Here is a 12,552-nt window from a genome sequence, read left to right as displayed (position 1 = left end):
GGCGCCCCGCACCCGCCCGCACGGCACGGCCCGGCGGGACTCTCAGAGGAAATCCAGAGGATTCCGGGGGATGCTGGGCAGGACATGAACGCACACCCCGCGGCCCTGGCCCGCCCCGACGGCACCCCCGTGCGCGTCCTCGTCGTCGACGACGAGCCCGACCTCGCCGAGGTCGTCACCGGAGCCCTACGCTACGAGGGCTGGGAGGTACGCAGCGCGGCCTCGGCACGAGCCGCCCTCGGCGAAGCCCGCGCCTTCCACCCCGACGCCGTCGTCCTGGACATCATGCTGCCGGACCGCGACGGGCTGTCGGTCCTGCGCGACCTGCGCGCCGAGCAGCCCCACGTGTGCGTGCTGTTCCTCACCGCACGCGACACCGTCGAGGACCGCATCACGGGGATCACGGCGGGCGGCGACGACTACGTGACCAAACCCTTCAGCCTCGGAGAACTCGTGGCACGCCTGCACGGCCTGCTGCGCCGCGCCGGCATGACCCGCGAGCGGGCGGCCGACGCGCTGCTCGTCGTCGGTGACCTGGAGCTGGACGAGGACGCACACGAGGTCACCCGGGGCGGAGACCCGATCGACCTGTCACCGACCGAGTTCCAGCTGCTGCGCTGCCTCATGCGGCACGCTCGTCAGGTCCTGAGCAAGACACAGCTCCTCGACCTGGTCTGGTCCTACGACTTCGGAGGCCGGGCCCACGTCGTCGAGCTGTACATCTCCTACCTCCGCAAGAAGATCGACTCGGGCCGCGAACCCATGATCCACACGGTGCGGGGAGCCGGATACGTCCTGAAGCCGGTGAGCCCGTGAGGCGGCCACACCTCCACACACTGCGGGCCCGGCTCACCGTGGGACTGCTCGTGCTGCTCGCCGTCGGCTGCGCCGCGGTGGGCGGAGCGGCCGTACTGGAACTCGGCGGATTCCTCACGGACCGGCTCGACCAGCAGCTCTCCACCACCGGCAGTACGTTCGCGGCGAGCCTGGAACACCCGATCACCGGCCACGAAGACCGGGACGACCACGACGGGGACGAGCGCGGCGACACCCGCCGCCAGGCCGCCGAAACCCTGGGCGTCCGCCTCGTCGGCGGTGACGTGACCAACGCCGCCGTGGTCAGGGGCGGCGACGAGGCGGGCGACGTGAACGCCGTCGACGTCGGCGGCGGCGACGCACGGGCCCTCGCGGCCGTCCCACGCGACGGCCGGGGGCACAGCGTGGAACTGTCCGGCCTCGGCGGCTACCGGGTGATGGCCTGGCAGGGCCGGGACGGCGACACCCTGATCACCGGCCTCCCCCTGGAACCGGTCGAGGCCGCCGTACACCGGCTGGAACTCGTCGCGGGCAGCGTCTTCGGCCTGGCGCTGACCGGAGCCGGCGTCACGGGAGCCCTCTGGGTGCGCTGGTCACTGCGCCCCCTCAGCCGCATCGCCGACACCGCCACCAAGGTCAGCGAACTGTCCCTCGCCAGCGGAGAGGTGGCACTGCCCGCCCGTGCCCCCGACACCCGGCCGCGCAGCGCGGAGGTCGACCAGGTCACCGTCGCGTTCAACCGGATGCTGGGCCACGTCGAGAACGCCCTGACCCAGCGCCAGCGCAGCGAGGAACGCCTGCGCAGCTTCTCCGCCGACGCCAGCCACGAACTGCGCACCCCTGTGGCATCGGTGCGCGGCCACGCCGAACTGGCACTGCTGCACCCCGGCCCCGTGCCGCCGGAGGTGACCCGGGCGCTGGAGCGGATCGCCGCGGAGTCCACGCGCATGGGCGCCATGGTCGACGACCTGCTCCTGCTCGCGCGCCTTGACGCGGGCCGCCCCCTGCGGCGCGAACCCGTCGACCTGACACGGCTCGTTCTGGACGCCGTCACCGACGCACGCGCCGCCGGCCCGGAGCACCACTGGTTCCTGGAACTGCCCGAGGAGCCGGTCCTCGTGCCCGGCGACGAACACCGCCTGCACCAGCTCCTGGCCAACCTCACGTCCAATGCCCGGCTGTACACGCCTCCCGGCACCACCGTCACCGTCGGCGTCGCCCCGGGCGACGACGGCACGGCCCACCTGACGGTCACCGACAACGGCCCGGGAATCCCGGCCGCGCTGCGCGGCGGCCTCTTCGAACGATTCGTCCACGGCGAAGGCCCGCGCGGCGCCGACGGCGGCGGCACGGGCCTCGGCCTGTCCATCGTCGCCGCCGTCGCCGCCGCCCACGGCGGCACGGCGACCGTGACGAGCGACCAGGACACGACCCGCTTCACGGTCCGCCTTCCGTACCCGGACCCGGACACCGCCCATGACCGTTCGTGATCACCCCCGCCGCGCGTCTTCCTCCGGTCGAGAGTGCCGTCCAGACCCCCGGCGGGTGCTCGGCCGGCTCGAGCCACAGCTGCGGCTGCGGCTGCCGGTAGCGCTCGCCGGTCCCCGGCTGCCAGAGGAAGCGGCCGTCGGAGTCCGGCCACACCGCTTGGAGGACCGGGAAGGGCGGCCGCCGGTAGAAGGAGATCGCACGCCCGAAGAACTTCCGGTACCAGCGCAGATCCGCGGGCTTCAGGACGACGGGCCGGTCCTCGACGATGCCGTGGTGCTCCGCGTCACCCTCCGGCACGGCCCCGGCCGCGGCCCTGCGGCCGAGGGCGTTGAGCATCACGTGCATCGTCTGGATGTCCAGTCCGAACATGGCCAGCTCAGGCACGGCGTGCGTGTGCCAGAGCCCGATCGTGTACGCGAAGCCGGGCCCCTCGTCGTCGGCCGGCACCATGACGACGCTCCAGCCGTGCTCCTCGACCTGCTCGATGGTCCGCAGGTCCATGTGATCGGCCTCGTCCCGGTCACCGTAGTCATGGCAGATCGCACAGCGGCAGGAAGGCAGCTCGCGAGGCATGCCCGTGACAGTACCGTGCACGCCTTCGGCCGCTTCCGGCCTGCCCGGCGACGCCGGCGGGCCCCGCACGGGCTGGAGGAGGACGGACCGGTAAGGCCGGGGTCCGGCCATGGAATCGGTGGAGGACGGTGCCCGCAGTCGTCGGACCCTCGTGGTCCGCGAACGCTGCCTCGTCGACAAGCGATGCCGCAAAGGTGATCGAAGGCAGACAGAGCGTCACTGCTGTCCAGTATCCTCGTCTCCAACTCGCCACAGACCAGGAGCCGGCATGCCCACCGCCACGGAGACGGCCTTCACCTCCGGTGACGCAACCCACCGGCTCACGGGAGACATGGTCCGGGCTGCCGCCGCCCACCTGACACCCGCCGACTCCGCCCATCCGCACCCCAACCGGAGCTGGTACGGCCTCGTCGGTACCCACCTGTACTACGTGGTCGACCTGATCGAGGAGGCCACCGGCGCTGCGGATGTGAAGGTCAAGACGGCTCGACTCGCCCTCGCCGAACTCGGCTTCCCCGTCTTCGCCCTGGCCTGGAACACCCTGCTGACACAGGGCCATCCCGGCCACACCGGCTGAGTCTCCCGTCCGGTCCCGGCGCCAGGAAGCACCTGACGTCACCTGGCGCGACCGTCACCGATTCCCGTGCTGAACCGGCCCTCCTCGGCACCCGACTTGGCCTGCCGACGCCCTTGACGCCGCCTGCCGTGCCCCGGCGGCACCGACGACCGCGAGGCCCCCTCCGTCCCGGGCTCCCCGCGAACCACCGCAACGTCCGCGACCAGCGTCTCCCTCACCTGGAACGCCTCCACCGACAACGTCGGCCTCACCGGCTACGACGTCTACCGCGACGGGACCCTGGCCACCTCGGTGACGGGCACCACCGCGACCGTCTCCGGCCTCACGCCCAGCACCGAGTACCGCTTCACCGTGCGGGCCGGCCGGCGCCTACCAGAAGGTGATCGACGCCTACGGCCTCAAGGCGATCGACATCGACATCGAGAACACCGACGAGTTCGAGAACCCGGCGGTCCAGGACCGCATCCTCGGCGCCCTGAAAATTGTCAGGCAGACCAAACCGGGACTGCGGACGATCCTCACCTTCCCCACCCTCAACACCGGCCTCAACTCCTGGGGCAACCCCCTCATCGAGCGCACCCAGGCCCTCGGCGCGGACATCGACAACTTCACCATCATGCCGTTCAGCGCGAGCGTGCCGTCCTCGCCCGCGGCCCGGCTGACGAGCGTCCACTCGCCGGCGGGCAGGCCGTCGTCGAACAGGCGCGGTCCGCCGCCGAGGAGGACGGGAAGGACGGTGAGGGCCAGCCGATCGATCGCGCCGGCCCCGAGCAAGGCCTTGATGACGCTCGCGCTGGAGAGGACGAGGACGTCGCCGTCCCGTGTGCCCTTGAGGTCTTCGGCGACCTGGACGGCCTGCTTGTCGACGACCGTCGTCCGTTCCCACGGTGCGGTGCCGAGGGTGGAGGACAGGACCACCTTGTCGGTCTCGACGAGCCACCGCGCGAAGCCCTCGTCGCGCGGGTCGGCACCCTCCATGCCGATGACGGTGGGCCAGAACCCGAGGAACCCCTGCGCGTTGACGAGACCGAGCAGGGCCGTCGTCGCCGTCCGGCAGAGGCTGGTGAGATGGTCGCGGGCGACGCCGGACACCGTGTAGGGCATCACCCAGCTCATGTCGAGCGGGTTGTCCGGGGCGGCGTAGCGGCCGTCGAGGGAGAGCGCCATGTTGGTGACGATGCGGCCGCCGGTCGGCTGGTTGATGTCGTGCTCCTCGTTGAAGGAGGGGTTCAACGCGGGGACGGAGCCGGCCACGGAAACTCGACACCGGCGCCGGCCCGGTCAGTGACCGCCCTCTTCTGCATCGACGAGGACCCCGAATCCCACCGCGTAGGCGGCCACCGCACGCACGGCAGAGCCCCACCTCGTCACGCCTGGCGTCTACCCGCCATGCCCACCCCACCGAGCAGGGGCGCCCCTTCGGCCGTTGGTGGGCCGGGCGCCCAATGAGCGCCCGCAGCCCCCTGCGCGGGCCCCTACCGAGAAAACGCGCCGCAACCAACCCGTACGCAGATGCGGGGCCCGGCCCGTGCGCGACCGCGGCAAGGCGGAGCGATGTGATCACCCGGACGTCACCATGATTACCTGAGGGGCGACACCGAACGGGGGACCACACATGAGCGAAAACAAAACAGCAGGCAGTGACGGCAAGACCACAGGAGACGACCGGCTTCCGGAGCCCGACGGGGCGAAGCTTCCGCTGTCCCCGGACGAGATCGAGCGGCACAAGGTCCTCCCCGGCTGGGAGGGCCACTACACGGCGCCGCCCGCGGACAGCACCGCCGACCCGCTGAACCGGCCGCAGCTGCTCCCGGACCCTCCCGGCCTCCTCCGCCCACCGCCCTCCGGCGGACGACCGGTCGACCTGAACATCGCACCGGGAGTCCTCAAGAAGGCCGCCGGCCAGATCGACGACATCTACGACCACTTCTACAAGCCGGCCGCGTCGCTGGAGGAGCCCGCGCTGAAGGCGGTGGGCGCGCTGGAGGGCCTGGAATCGGCGCGGGCGGTCCGGCTCGCCCACCGGCAGTGGGAGCGGCAGGCCGGCACGGTCACGGCATGGCTCGCGCACATCGCCGAGAGCCTGCGCCTCAGCGACGGCAGCTACACCCGGGCCGACATGGCCGTGGAGCAGACCGTCGGCCAGGTGCGGCTCCGCTCGGCGCTGGAGGACTACTGATGGCGGAGACCTTCTACCTCACCCTGCTGGCCGTGGACCTGTCGGCGCTGGACGGCCTGGCGGACCGCTGGGAGAGCATCCACCGGGACATCAAGGGCCTCGGCAAACGCATGCACGACGAAGCCCTCACACCGCTGCGCGACAAGGGCTACTGGGAAGGGGCGGCCGCCCCGTACGCCTGGAAGATGATCGACGACATCGAACGCCAGCTGGAGAGCGCCGCGAAGGTGGCGGACGCGGCCCGACGCGTCGTCGAGGACGGCGTGGGCGATCTCAGGTCCGCCCAGAAGGACCTCAAGGACGCCACCCGCCGGGCCACTGAGAAGGGCCTGCACATCAAAACGGACGGGACACTGTCCCCGGACGTCATCGGCAACGTCTGCAAGGTCGAGCTGACCGACGAGGAGAAGAAGACCATAGAGGCGGCGGACCGGGAGATCGGCCAGATCCTCAAGCGCGGTGTCACGGCCGACCGCAACCTCGCCTTCAGCCTGATGGCCGACATCGGCCTGAGCCAGTGGTTCAACAAAAAACCGGGACTCACCGACATCGACTCCACGAAGAAGATCAGCGAGGACGCGTACAACGCGCTGGACCTCGCCCTCCAGGGCAAGAACCCCTACCCGGGGCTCAGTTCGGACGACCCATACTCGCTGGGCTGGGACTGGATGACCGGCGACGGCGCCCGGCACCGCGACTACTACTACGGCGACGAGATGACCGAGCTGATCAGATCCAGCGACAGCATGGAGCAACTGCGGCTGGACACGCTGGAGCAGTGGCGCTCCACCGGCCAGCCGCAGGGCAGCGTGGCGTACTCGATCTCGGAGAGCGGGAAGCTGGGCGCGTTCAAGAAGCTCATCACCACCGACCTGCCGGCGATCGTCACCGGCGACGAGGACCACCTGGGCGAGGCGTTCACCGGCTCCTACAACCTCAACTACACGGTCAAGGGCCAGGACCCCGACGGCTCCCTGGTCGTCGAGTACACCCTGAAGAACAACACCAGCAACGAGTCGTTCCTGCACTACATCGGCTACTACGACTGGCTGGAGAAGGCCAACCGCGAAGAGGGCGCCTTCTCGTCCGTGGACCAGAAGGTCGTCTGGACCGAACGCATCCCGGCGAAGGAGAAGTGAGTCGGTGTCCCGAGTACGTCTGCCGGCGGCCGCCGCCGTGCTGGCACTGCTGACCTGCCTGCCGGGCTGTTCCTCGGCGCCCACCGCCGTCGAGGCCTGCATGGGGAAGCAGGCGGCCGGCGCCACCTCCGGGCAACTCGCCGGCACCTACCGGGGCGAGGGCGACGCGGAAGGCGTGACACTCACCCTGAAGGCGTCCGGCAGCAAGCCGGGCAGCGGCACGGTCACGGTGCGCCACTGGCCGACCGGTGACTGGTACCGGAGCGAACTCGGCGAGACCTTCGACGGGTCCGGCACCTGGTCCGTGGTCCAAGGCGGAACCCCGGCCACCGAGTTCGCGCACATGTCCCTGTCCTTCACCACGCCGAAGCGCTTCCTGAACGGGGACACTCTCGACTCCCTGTCGATCGCCGACGGCGACGGGCGCACCTACCTCTACGAGGACGACGACCCGGACGTCTGCCCCGCCTTCCGGCTGCGGCTCCAGAGCAGCTGACCCCCCGCACCGCGCGGCAGCCGGTGAGCGCCTCCCAGGGTCCTCGCCGGCTGCGGCCGCCCAGCCGCCGATGACCGGGCCGGGGAGTGCCGGAGGCGTCGCCGGCCGACGGCCGGAGCCGACGACGACGTCATCGGTTCGCTGCCGGGCAGTGCGCGGCGCTCTCGTCGACGAAGACGCGGAGCCGGCTGACGGCCGCGCGACAGCGTCCGGCGTGCCGTGGTGCTTCTTGTGAGGCGGCCCGTCGATCCACTGCTGCCAGAGGCCGTCCGCGGTCAGGAACCGGCCTGCCTGATCGGCACGGAGCTCGGCATCGAGGTGGAGAAGCGCACCCATGGCGGCCGCCTGGTCGTAAAAGAGGTCGGGGCGTCGCAGGTAACGATCGAGGTAGGCAGCCAGCAGATCCGCGTCGGCGGGAGTCGCGAACGTGGCCAAGGCGACGCAGTAGGCCGAGCCTGCGTAGCAGACCTCACTGGCAAGCAGCAGCTCGCCGAGACGTTCGCGGAACTCGGTCCTGCGGGCGACGGCGATGAGCCAGGCCGCGGTCCTGCGTTCGCGCCACCCGCCATCGAGCAGAACGGACAGCTCACGGGACGTGACGTCACCGGCAGCCGCGCCGAACTCCCGCAGAAAAGCGCCACGTTCAGGCTCGGCCATGCGGATGAGAGGACCGCCGAGTCTGAGGTAGCGCCTGCCGGGCGTGACATAACGGCGAACAAGAGCAAGCAGCTCGGAATCCTCGCTGGCACAACGCATAACCGCATCCTGACCCGAGCAAAGCCGTTCGACCAGTGCATTTCTCACCCGCACACACCAGCCGGCCGGCTCGCCGCGTGCGGGAGGCCGCCGTGCTGATCGTGGACGGCACCCTGGTGCCCACCCGCGACCAGCTCCATCCCGGCATACACCTGGGGTTGTGGTCCTTGCCCGCCCCTCCAGCCGATGCTCGCCGAGGCCCGCCCTGTGCTGCCGCCCGAGCGGGCGCTGCCGGGCGGGCTGGCCTACGAGCCGAAACCGCACGCCCTCGTCAGGGCCCTGGTGAACCGGCTGTTCCTAAACAATCGTGACCTGCATGCCTACCGGGTGCTGCTGATGGCGGCCACGGGCCGGGCCCCGGAGGAGGTCACCGCGCTGAGTGAGAACGAGATCGAGTTCGGCCCGTCCAGCGTGACGATCGATTTCAGCAAGGGCAGGGCCCGCGCGCGGATGCGGCAGGCGTTCAGCACCGGGGAGCCGCAGAGCCCGACGCTGCTGCATCCGGCCCGACCGCGGCTGGACGCCGGTGAGATCAGCCATCGGCTGCTGGAGCTGAACAGACCTCTGGCCGAGCGGTTCGGTGTTATGCCCGTCCCGCTGTTCCTGCGGGCCGCAGTGGTCTGGCCGGAGGTCACGGCCTCGGTGATGGACCGGGCGCTGCCCTTCACTCGCTGGCTGAAGGAGCAGGGGGTGTCGGTGGACGGGAAGCCGGACATCCGGCGTCTGCGCAAGTCGAGCAAGGTCGAGAAGGCCATCGCTTTCAAGGGGCGTGTCAGCGACATCGCCGATGACCATTCGGTGCAGACCTTCCACCGCCACTACGCGCACGGCACCACGCTGAAGGTGATCGCCGGGAGTGTGATCACCACGGCTCAGAGCCGGTGGCTCGACAAGGCCCTGAACGGTCCCGTCGTGCTGAGCGGGGAGGCCGAGCAGTCGCTGGGCGAGCCGGGCTCCGCCGCCGCCCTCGGGCTGACGGGGGAGCAGATCGAGCACTTGCGCTCCGGGCAGCTCGACATGGGGGTCTCCAGCTGCAAGGATCCGTTCGCTTCCCCCTACGGGCGTCCCGGTCAGCTCTGCCCGGTTGCTCCGACCCGCTGCCTGGAATGCCGCAACGCGTTCGTGCTGCCGTCGAACCTGCCCCAGCTTCTGTTGTTCTCCGACCATCTTGAGCGGCTTCAACTGCGGCTGTCGCCTCAGCATTTCCACGCGCTCTGGGGGCAGAGCCGTGTCAACGTGACCGAGGCGATCAGGGCCCGCACCAACGCGGAGATCGGCCAGGCCCGCCAGCAGATCGCCGAGGACCAGCTGGCCCTGCCGCTTCCCCTCTCAGCGCATGTGGAGTTCGACGCGTGAGCAGCCGCCTGCCCCTGGCTCTTCCCGATACCGTCTTCCGGGACGACGAGCCGGTCATCCAGTCGCATCCGCTTTTGAAGGACGCCCGGCTTCCGCTGTTCGGCCACACCGGACTCTGGGACCTCAACGGCGTTGTCCGCAAAGCCCCCAACCTCCAGGCCGCCGGCATGCGCGTGATCTTCCGCGGGCTTGACTTCCAGTGGAACCTGCTGGCCCGGGAAATGGCCATGATCTGGTTCAACCCGTGCCACCCGGCCGTCCTCGCCCGCGGCCTGCATCTGCCGCCCGACCCGGTGACACCGATGACGGCCTCTCAGCGCATCGGACACCTGCGGGCCATGCACACCTTCGGCGTCTTCCGCCAACTGCCCCAGTGGGTCGGAGAATGGAGCGACGACGACTTCAAGAGCTACATCCAGCACCGGTGCGAGCAAGGCGAGCCGGCCAGCGCCATCGGACACGTCCATGTGATCAAGGCCCTGCACCGGTTTAGAGGAACTCTCGCCCGCGGAGGACTGGCCCGGGACCCCTGGCCCGACACCAGCACGAACGCCGTGGTCAACGTCCCCACGGTCCCCGAGCTGAAAACGCGCGTGATCCAGCCGAGTACCTGGTTCCCGCTGGTCCGAGCGGCCTGGATTTACATCAACGATTTCGGTCCCGACATCCTGCGCGCGCTGGAGCGCTGGCACGGGTTGCAGGCCGCGGCCCGCCCATTGCCGATGGCCGAGGCCGACGCACTCTTCACCGCCTGGCTCGCGGACTCCGGCAACCGGGTCCCGATCCACGAACGGACCGGGAAACAGGCGGTGAACTGGCAGCTGATGTCCTGCCTGATCGGCATCGATCCCCACACGACGGACTTCTTCACCACACAAAAACGCTCCGGGCTGGCCCGGCGGGCAGCCGTCGAAGAGGCCGTGGCCGCCGACCGGATCCGGCACAGCCTGATCGACGACCTGCACCAGGTCTCCCGACCGGACGGCAGCAGCGGCCCCTGGCACCGGGGTCTCCAGCCCAGTGAGCTCTTGGGTCGAGTGCCTGGCCCTGCGCAACGCCTGCTACGTCTTCGTCGCCGCGTTGTCGATGATGCGTGACTGCGAGAACGGGGCGGAGTTGCATCTGATGCAGCACTCCGCAGGTTCCAAGTAAGCGCAAATCAACAGGTGTTGGGCCCCTGCCCCGCCATCCTCTCGCACTGCGCAGGCGATCTACCAGCAACTCTTGCGCTTCGCCGATGCCATCCCAACAATGATGCGTCTAACTGGCCGTTCTCTATCCGGTCGTGCGCTCGGTCTGGTTCGAACGGGGTCCTGGATCGGGTGACTCGTGGACTGGTGGGGCATAGAGGAAGGGCCTCTTGGTAGCTCGCGGTTGTCGAGTCCAGCGAGGAGCAAGAGGCCCTGTTGTCGAAGTGTCGCGTGGTCGTGGTTGCCGGGTCCAGTCCGTCCACTCCTGGGTGTGACTGTCTCGCCCATCGGTTCGGGAACGCGGCCGACCGGCCAGAGCGCCGGCCCCGGTACGGCTCGGACATGAGCGATACGGAATGGGCACTGGTACGGGATCTGCTGCCGCTACCGGGATGGCTGGCAGGCCGGGGAGGCAGGCCAGAAGGCTACTGCCACCGGCAGATGATCGACGCTGTGCGCTATCTCGTCGACAACGGCATCAAGTGGCGGGCGATGCCCGCCGACTTCCCGCCCTGGCCACGGGTCTACGCCTTCTTCGCCCGCTGGCGGGATGCAGGGCTGGTGGCCGAGCTGCACGACCGGCTGCGCGAGGCCGTCCGCCGTTCTGAAGGCCGCCACGACGAACCGAGTGCGGCGGTCGTGGACTCGCAGTCGGTGAAGGCGGACGCCACCGTCCCTCACACCTCGCGGGGATACGACGCCGGCAAGAAGATCAACGGTCGCAAGCGCCACCTGCTCACCGACACCCTCGGCCTGCTTCTGGCCGTGCGGGTCACGCCGGCTTCCACGACCGACCGGGACGCCGCTCGCACGCTGCTGACCGCGGCGAAGAATCACTGGCGGCGGCTGGTGCGGGTCTGGGCCGACGGTGGTTACACCGGCCACCTCACAGACTGGACCGCCCAGCACCTCGGAGTCGTCCTCGACATCGTCCGCCGCAGCGACGACGTCCAAGGTTTTCAGGTCCTGCCTCGCCGCTGGGTCGTCGAAAGATCCTTCGCCTGGATCCTGCGCAGCCGCCGCCTGGTCCGTGACTACGAGCGACGCGCCGATACCAGCGAGAGCGTCATCCTGTGGTCGATGACCATGCTCATGAGCCGCCGCCTGGGCGCCCAACGCCGGCAGCGTCCTGCTGCGGCGCGGGCATCATGAACCGGCCCGGTTTTTCCTCCACCAGCCAGCCCCTTCCCACCAGCCGTTTCAGGCGGGCCCGCGCTCCCTCGACGCGGGAGACGGATGCGCTGTCCCAGCCCAGGACCACCGCTGCCCGCCGGGCGCCCAGCCCATCGGATCCCGCCTCCAGTGCGGCGGCCATCAATGCCTGGTAGTCCACCGACAACACCTCAACCCCGGCCGCGTCATAGCGGTGAGGCACCGCCCGGCGCGGACCCACCGGCTTCCTGGGCGACACGACGGTCGCGGTCGGCGCTTCCTCCTCGGCCAGCGCCTCCAAGTACTGTTCCAGACCGATCACCCGGCGCCTGAGCACATCTTCGGCGTCCGCCAGAGCCGCCCGCACCCGCTCGAGCTCGGCTTCGAGTTCCTCCACCCGCCTCGCCGCGGACTTCTGCCGCGCTTCCAAGACCGCCCGCATCGACGGCATCCGCCACCCCCATGAAGTCTCGATCAGCGGAGCGAGACTTCCGCGACAGCCGCCACTTCATGTCTGACCAGCAGAAACCGCACATGAGGTTCGGAAAGAGAACGACCTCTAACGCAACGGAGGTTGGAGTGGCGAAAGCGGCCGATTTGGCGGGTGCGGCACACCTGACGCTCGTGGACGGGATCTCCTACATGGACCCCGCGCCTGCCGTGTTCGAGGCCATGCTGGAGGGGTGGACCAAGCAGCAGCGGGCCCGCTTCCTGAAGTGGGACGGGACCATCAAGCCGCGGCTGTCGCTGGTCCGCCGGTTCGCCGAGTACTCCAACCAGTACCCGTGACAGTGGCAGCCGGCGGAGTTCGAGGCGTTCATCGACCA

At 69.8% G+C, this 12,552-nt stretch carries 12 protein-coding genes and 3 pseudogenes; 11 read left to right on the top strand and 4 right to left on the bottom strand.

Annotation, left to right across the window (positions count from 1 at the left end):
- The first annotated feature begins 84 nt into the window (after positions 1-84).
- Entirely contained in the window at positions 85-816 is a 732-nt protein-coding gene (locus tag AC0VYN_RS17615; RefSeq protein WP_475531680.1) for a response regulator transcription factor, read from the top strand.
- Positions 813-2,306, top strand: coding sequence for a sensor histidine kinase (locus AC0VYN_RS17610; RefSeq protein WP_475531679.1), 1,494 nt, complete (start codon positions 813-815; stop codon positions 2,304-2,306). Before AC0VYN_RS17615 ends, AC0VYN_RS17610 begins: the two co-directional genes overlap by 4 nt.
- On the opposite strand, the gene AC0VYN_RS17605 is transcribed toward AC0VYN_RS17610, so the two are convergent.
- Positions 2,254-2,880: a DUF4262 domain-containing protein gene (locus tag AC0VYN_RS17605; RefSeq protein ID WP_475531678.1), complete on the bottom strand. Its 627-nt coding sequence runs from the start codon at positions 2,878-2,880 to the stop codon at positions 2,254-2,256. The two genes, AC0VYN_RS17610 and AC0VYN_RS17605, sit on opposite strands and share 53 nt — an antisense overlap.
- A gap of 268 nt (positions 2,881-3,148) precedes the next feature.
- Between AC0VYN_RS17605 and AC0VYN_RS17600 the strand changes: the two genes are divergently transcribed.
- Both AC0VYN_RS17600 and AC0VYN_RS17595 read left to right on the top strand, forming a co-directional pair.
- Positions 3,149-3,457 (top strand): hypothetical protein, encoded by a 309-nt coding sequence (locus tag AC0VYN_RS17600; RefSeq protein ID WP_475531677.1) that lies wholly within the window; start codon positions 3,149-3,151, stop codon positions 3,455-3,457.
- A gap of 132 nt (positions 3,458-3,589) precedes the next feature.
- A pseudogene (locus AC0VYN_RS17595) lies at positions 3,590-4,082 on the top strand (fibronectin type III domain-containing protein); the annotation flags it as partial.
- On the opposite strand, the pseudogene AC0VYN_RS17590 reads toward AC0VYN_RS17595, so the two are convergent.
- Positions 4,082-4,624, bottom strand: a pseudogene (locus AC0VYN_RS17590) (dihydrofolate reductase family protein); the annotation flags it as partial. The pseudogenes AC0VYN_RS17595 and AC0VYN_RS17590 overlap by 1 nt on opposite strands.
- A gap of 448 nt (positions 4,625-5,072) precedes the next feature.
- On the opposite strand from AC0VYN_RS17590, the gene AC0VYN_RS17585 reads away from it, so the two are divergent.
- The 3 genes from AC0VYN_RS17585 to AC0VYN_RS17575 are packed head-to-tail and all read left to right on the top strand — an operon-like array spanning position 5,073 to position 7,271.
- Positions 5,073-5,636 (top strand): hypothetical protein, encoded by a 564-nt coding sequence (locus tag AC0VYN_RS17585; RefSeq protein ID WP_475531676.1) that lies wholly within the window; start codon positions 5,073-5,075, stop codon positions 5,634-5,636.
- The gene (locus AC0VYN_RS17580; protein ID WP_475531675.1) at positions 5,636-6,775 is read left to right on the top strand and encodes a hypothetical protein; all 1,140 of its coding nucleotides are present in this window, start codon (positions 5,636-5,638) and stop codon (positions 6,773-6,775) included. Before AC0VYN_RS17585 ends, AC0VYN_RS17580 begins: the two co-directional genes overlap by 1 nt.
- Positions 6,776-6,779: 4 nt before the next feature.
- On the top strand, positions 6,780-7,271 hold the full coding sequence (locus tag AC0VYN_RS17575; RefSeq protein ID WP_475531674.1) for a hypothetical protein: 492 nt from the start codon (positions 6,780-6,782) through the stop codon (positions 7,269-7,271).
- A 285-nt stretch (positions 7,272-7,556) separates the two neighbouring features.
- On the opposite strand, the pseudogene AC0VYN_RS17570 reads toward AC0VYN_RS17575, so the two are convergent.
- Positions 7,557-8,027: pseudogene (locus AC0VYN_RS17570) on the bottom strand (DUF6000 family protein); the annotation flags it as partial.
- A 186-nt stretch (positions 8,028-8,213) separates the two neighbouring features.
- Here AC0VYN_RS17570 and AC0VYN_RS17565 point away from each other — a divergent pair.
- The 3 genes from AC0VYN_RS17565 to AC0VYN_RS17555 all read left to right on the top strand — a co-directional run bounded on the left by AC0VYN_RS17565 (position 8,214) and on the right by AC0VYN_RS17555 (position 11,725).
- Positions 8,214-9,383, top strand: a complete 1,170-nt coding sequence (locus AC0VYN_RS17565) for a hypothetical protein (protein WP_475531673.1) — start codon at positions 8,214-8,216, stop codon at positions 9,381-9,383.
- Positions 9,380-10,480, top strand: a complete 1,101-nt coding sequence (locus AC0VYN_RS17560; RefSeq protein ID WP_475531672.1) for a hypothetical protein — start codon at positions 9,380-9,382, stop codon at positions 10,478-10,480. Before AC0VYN_RS17565 ends, AC0VYN_RS17560 begins: the two co-directional genes overlap by 4 nt.
- 435 nt (positions 10,481-10,915) lie before the next feature.
- The gene (locus AC0VYN_RS17555) at positions 10,916-11,725 is read left to right on the top strand and encodes an IS5 family transposase (RefSeq protein WP_475531671.1); all 810 of its coding nucleotides are present in this window, start codon (positions 10,916-10,918) and stop codon (positions 11,723-11,725) included.
- On the opposite strand, the gene AC0VYN_RS17550 is transcribed toward AC0VYN_RS17555, so the two are convergent.
- Positions 11,664-12,167, bottom strand: coding sequence for a hypothetical protein (locus AC0VYN_RS17550; RefSeq protein ID WP_475536905.1), 504 nt, complete (start codon positions 12,165-12,167; stop codon positions 11,664-11,666). The genes AC0VYN_RS17555 and AC0VYN_RS17550 overlap by 62 nt on opposite strands.
- Positions 12,168-12,304: 137 nt before the next feature.
- Here AC0VYN_RS17550 and AC0VYN_RS17545 point away from each other — a divergent pair, with 137 nt between their 5' ends.
- Positions 12,305-12,514: a hypothetical protein gene (locus AC0VYN_RS17545; RefSeq protein ID WP_475531670.1), complete on the top strand. Its 210-nt coding sequence runs from the start codon at positions 12,305-12,307 to the stop codon at positions 12,512-12,514.
- The last annotated feature ends 38 nt before the right edge of the window (positions 12,515-12,552 follow it).

This window comes from Streptomyces sp. 63XJN7_1_ISO-PGPR-S23-121, assembly GCF_056173025.1.
This window is presented reverse-complemented; position numbering and strand designations above follow the sequence as displayed.

What these genes read in the sequence shown, in the direction of transcription:
- AC0VYN_RS17550 (WP_475536905.1), bottom strand. Translation starts at nt 12,167, where the DNA reads ATGCGGGCGGTCTTGGAAGCGCGGCAGAAGTCCGCGGCGAGGCGGGTG.
- AC0VYN_RS17600 (WP_475531677.1), top strand. Translation starts at nt 3,149, where the DNA reads ATGCCCACCGCCACGGAGACGGCCTTCACCTCCGGTGACGCAACCCAC.
- AC0VYN_RS17585 (WP_475531676.1), top strand. Translation starts at nt 5,073, where the DNA reads ATGAGCGAAAACAAAACAGCAGGCAGTGACGGCAAGACCACAGGAGAC.
- AC0VYN_RS17565 (WP_475531673.1), top strand. Translation starts at nt 8,214, where the DNA reads ATGCTCGCCGAGGCCCGCCCTGTGCTGCCGCCCGAGCGGGCGCTGCCG.
- AC0VYN_RS17605 (WP_475531678.1), bottom strand. Translation starts at nt 2,880, where the DNA reads ATGCCTCGCGAGCTGCCTTCCTGCCGCTGTGCGATCTGCCATGACTAC.
- AC0VYN_RS17615 (WP_475531680.1), top strand. Translation starts at nt 85, where the DNA reads ATGAACGCACACCCCGCGGCCCTGGCCCGCCCCGACGGCACCCCCGTG.
- AC0VYN_RS17555 (WP_475531671.1), top strand. Translation starts at nt 10,916, where the DNA reads ATGAGCGATACGGAATGGGCACTGGTACGGGATCTGCTGCCGCTACCG.
- AC0VYN_RS17580 (WP_475531675.1), top strand. Translation starts at nt 5,636, where the DNA reads ATGGCGGAGACCTTCTACCTCACCCTGCTGGCCGTGGACCTGTCGGCG.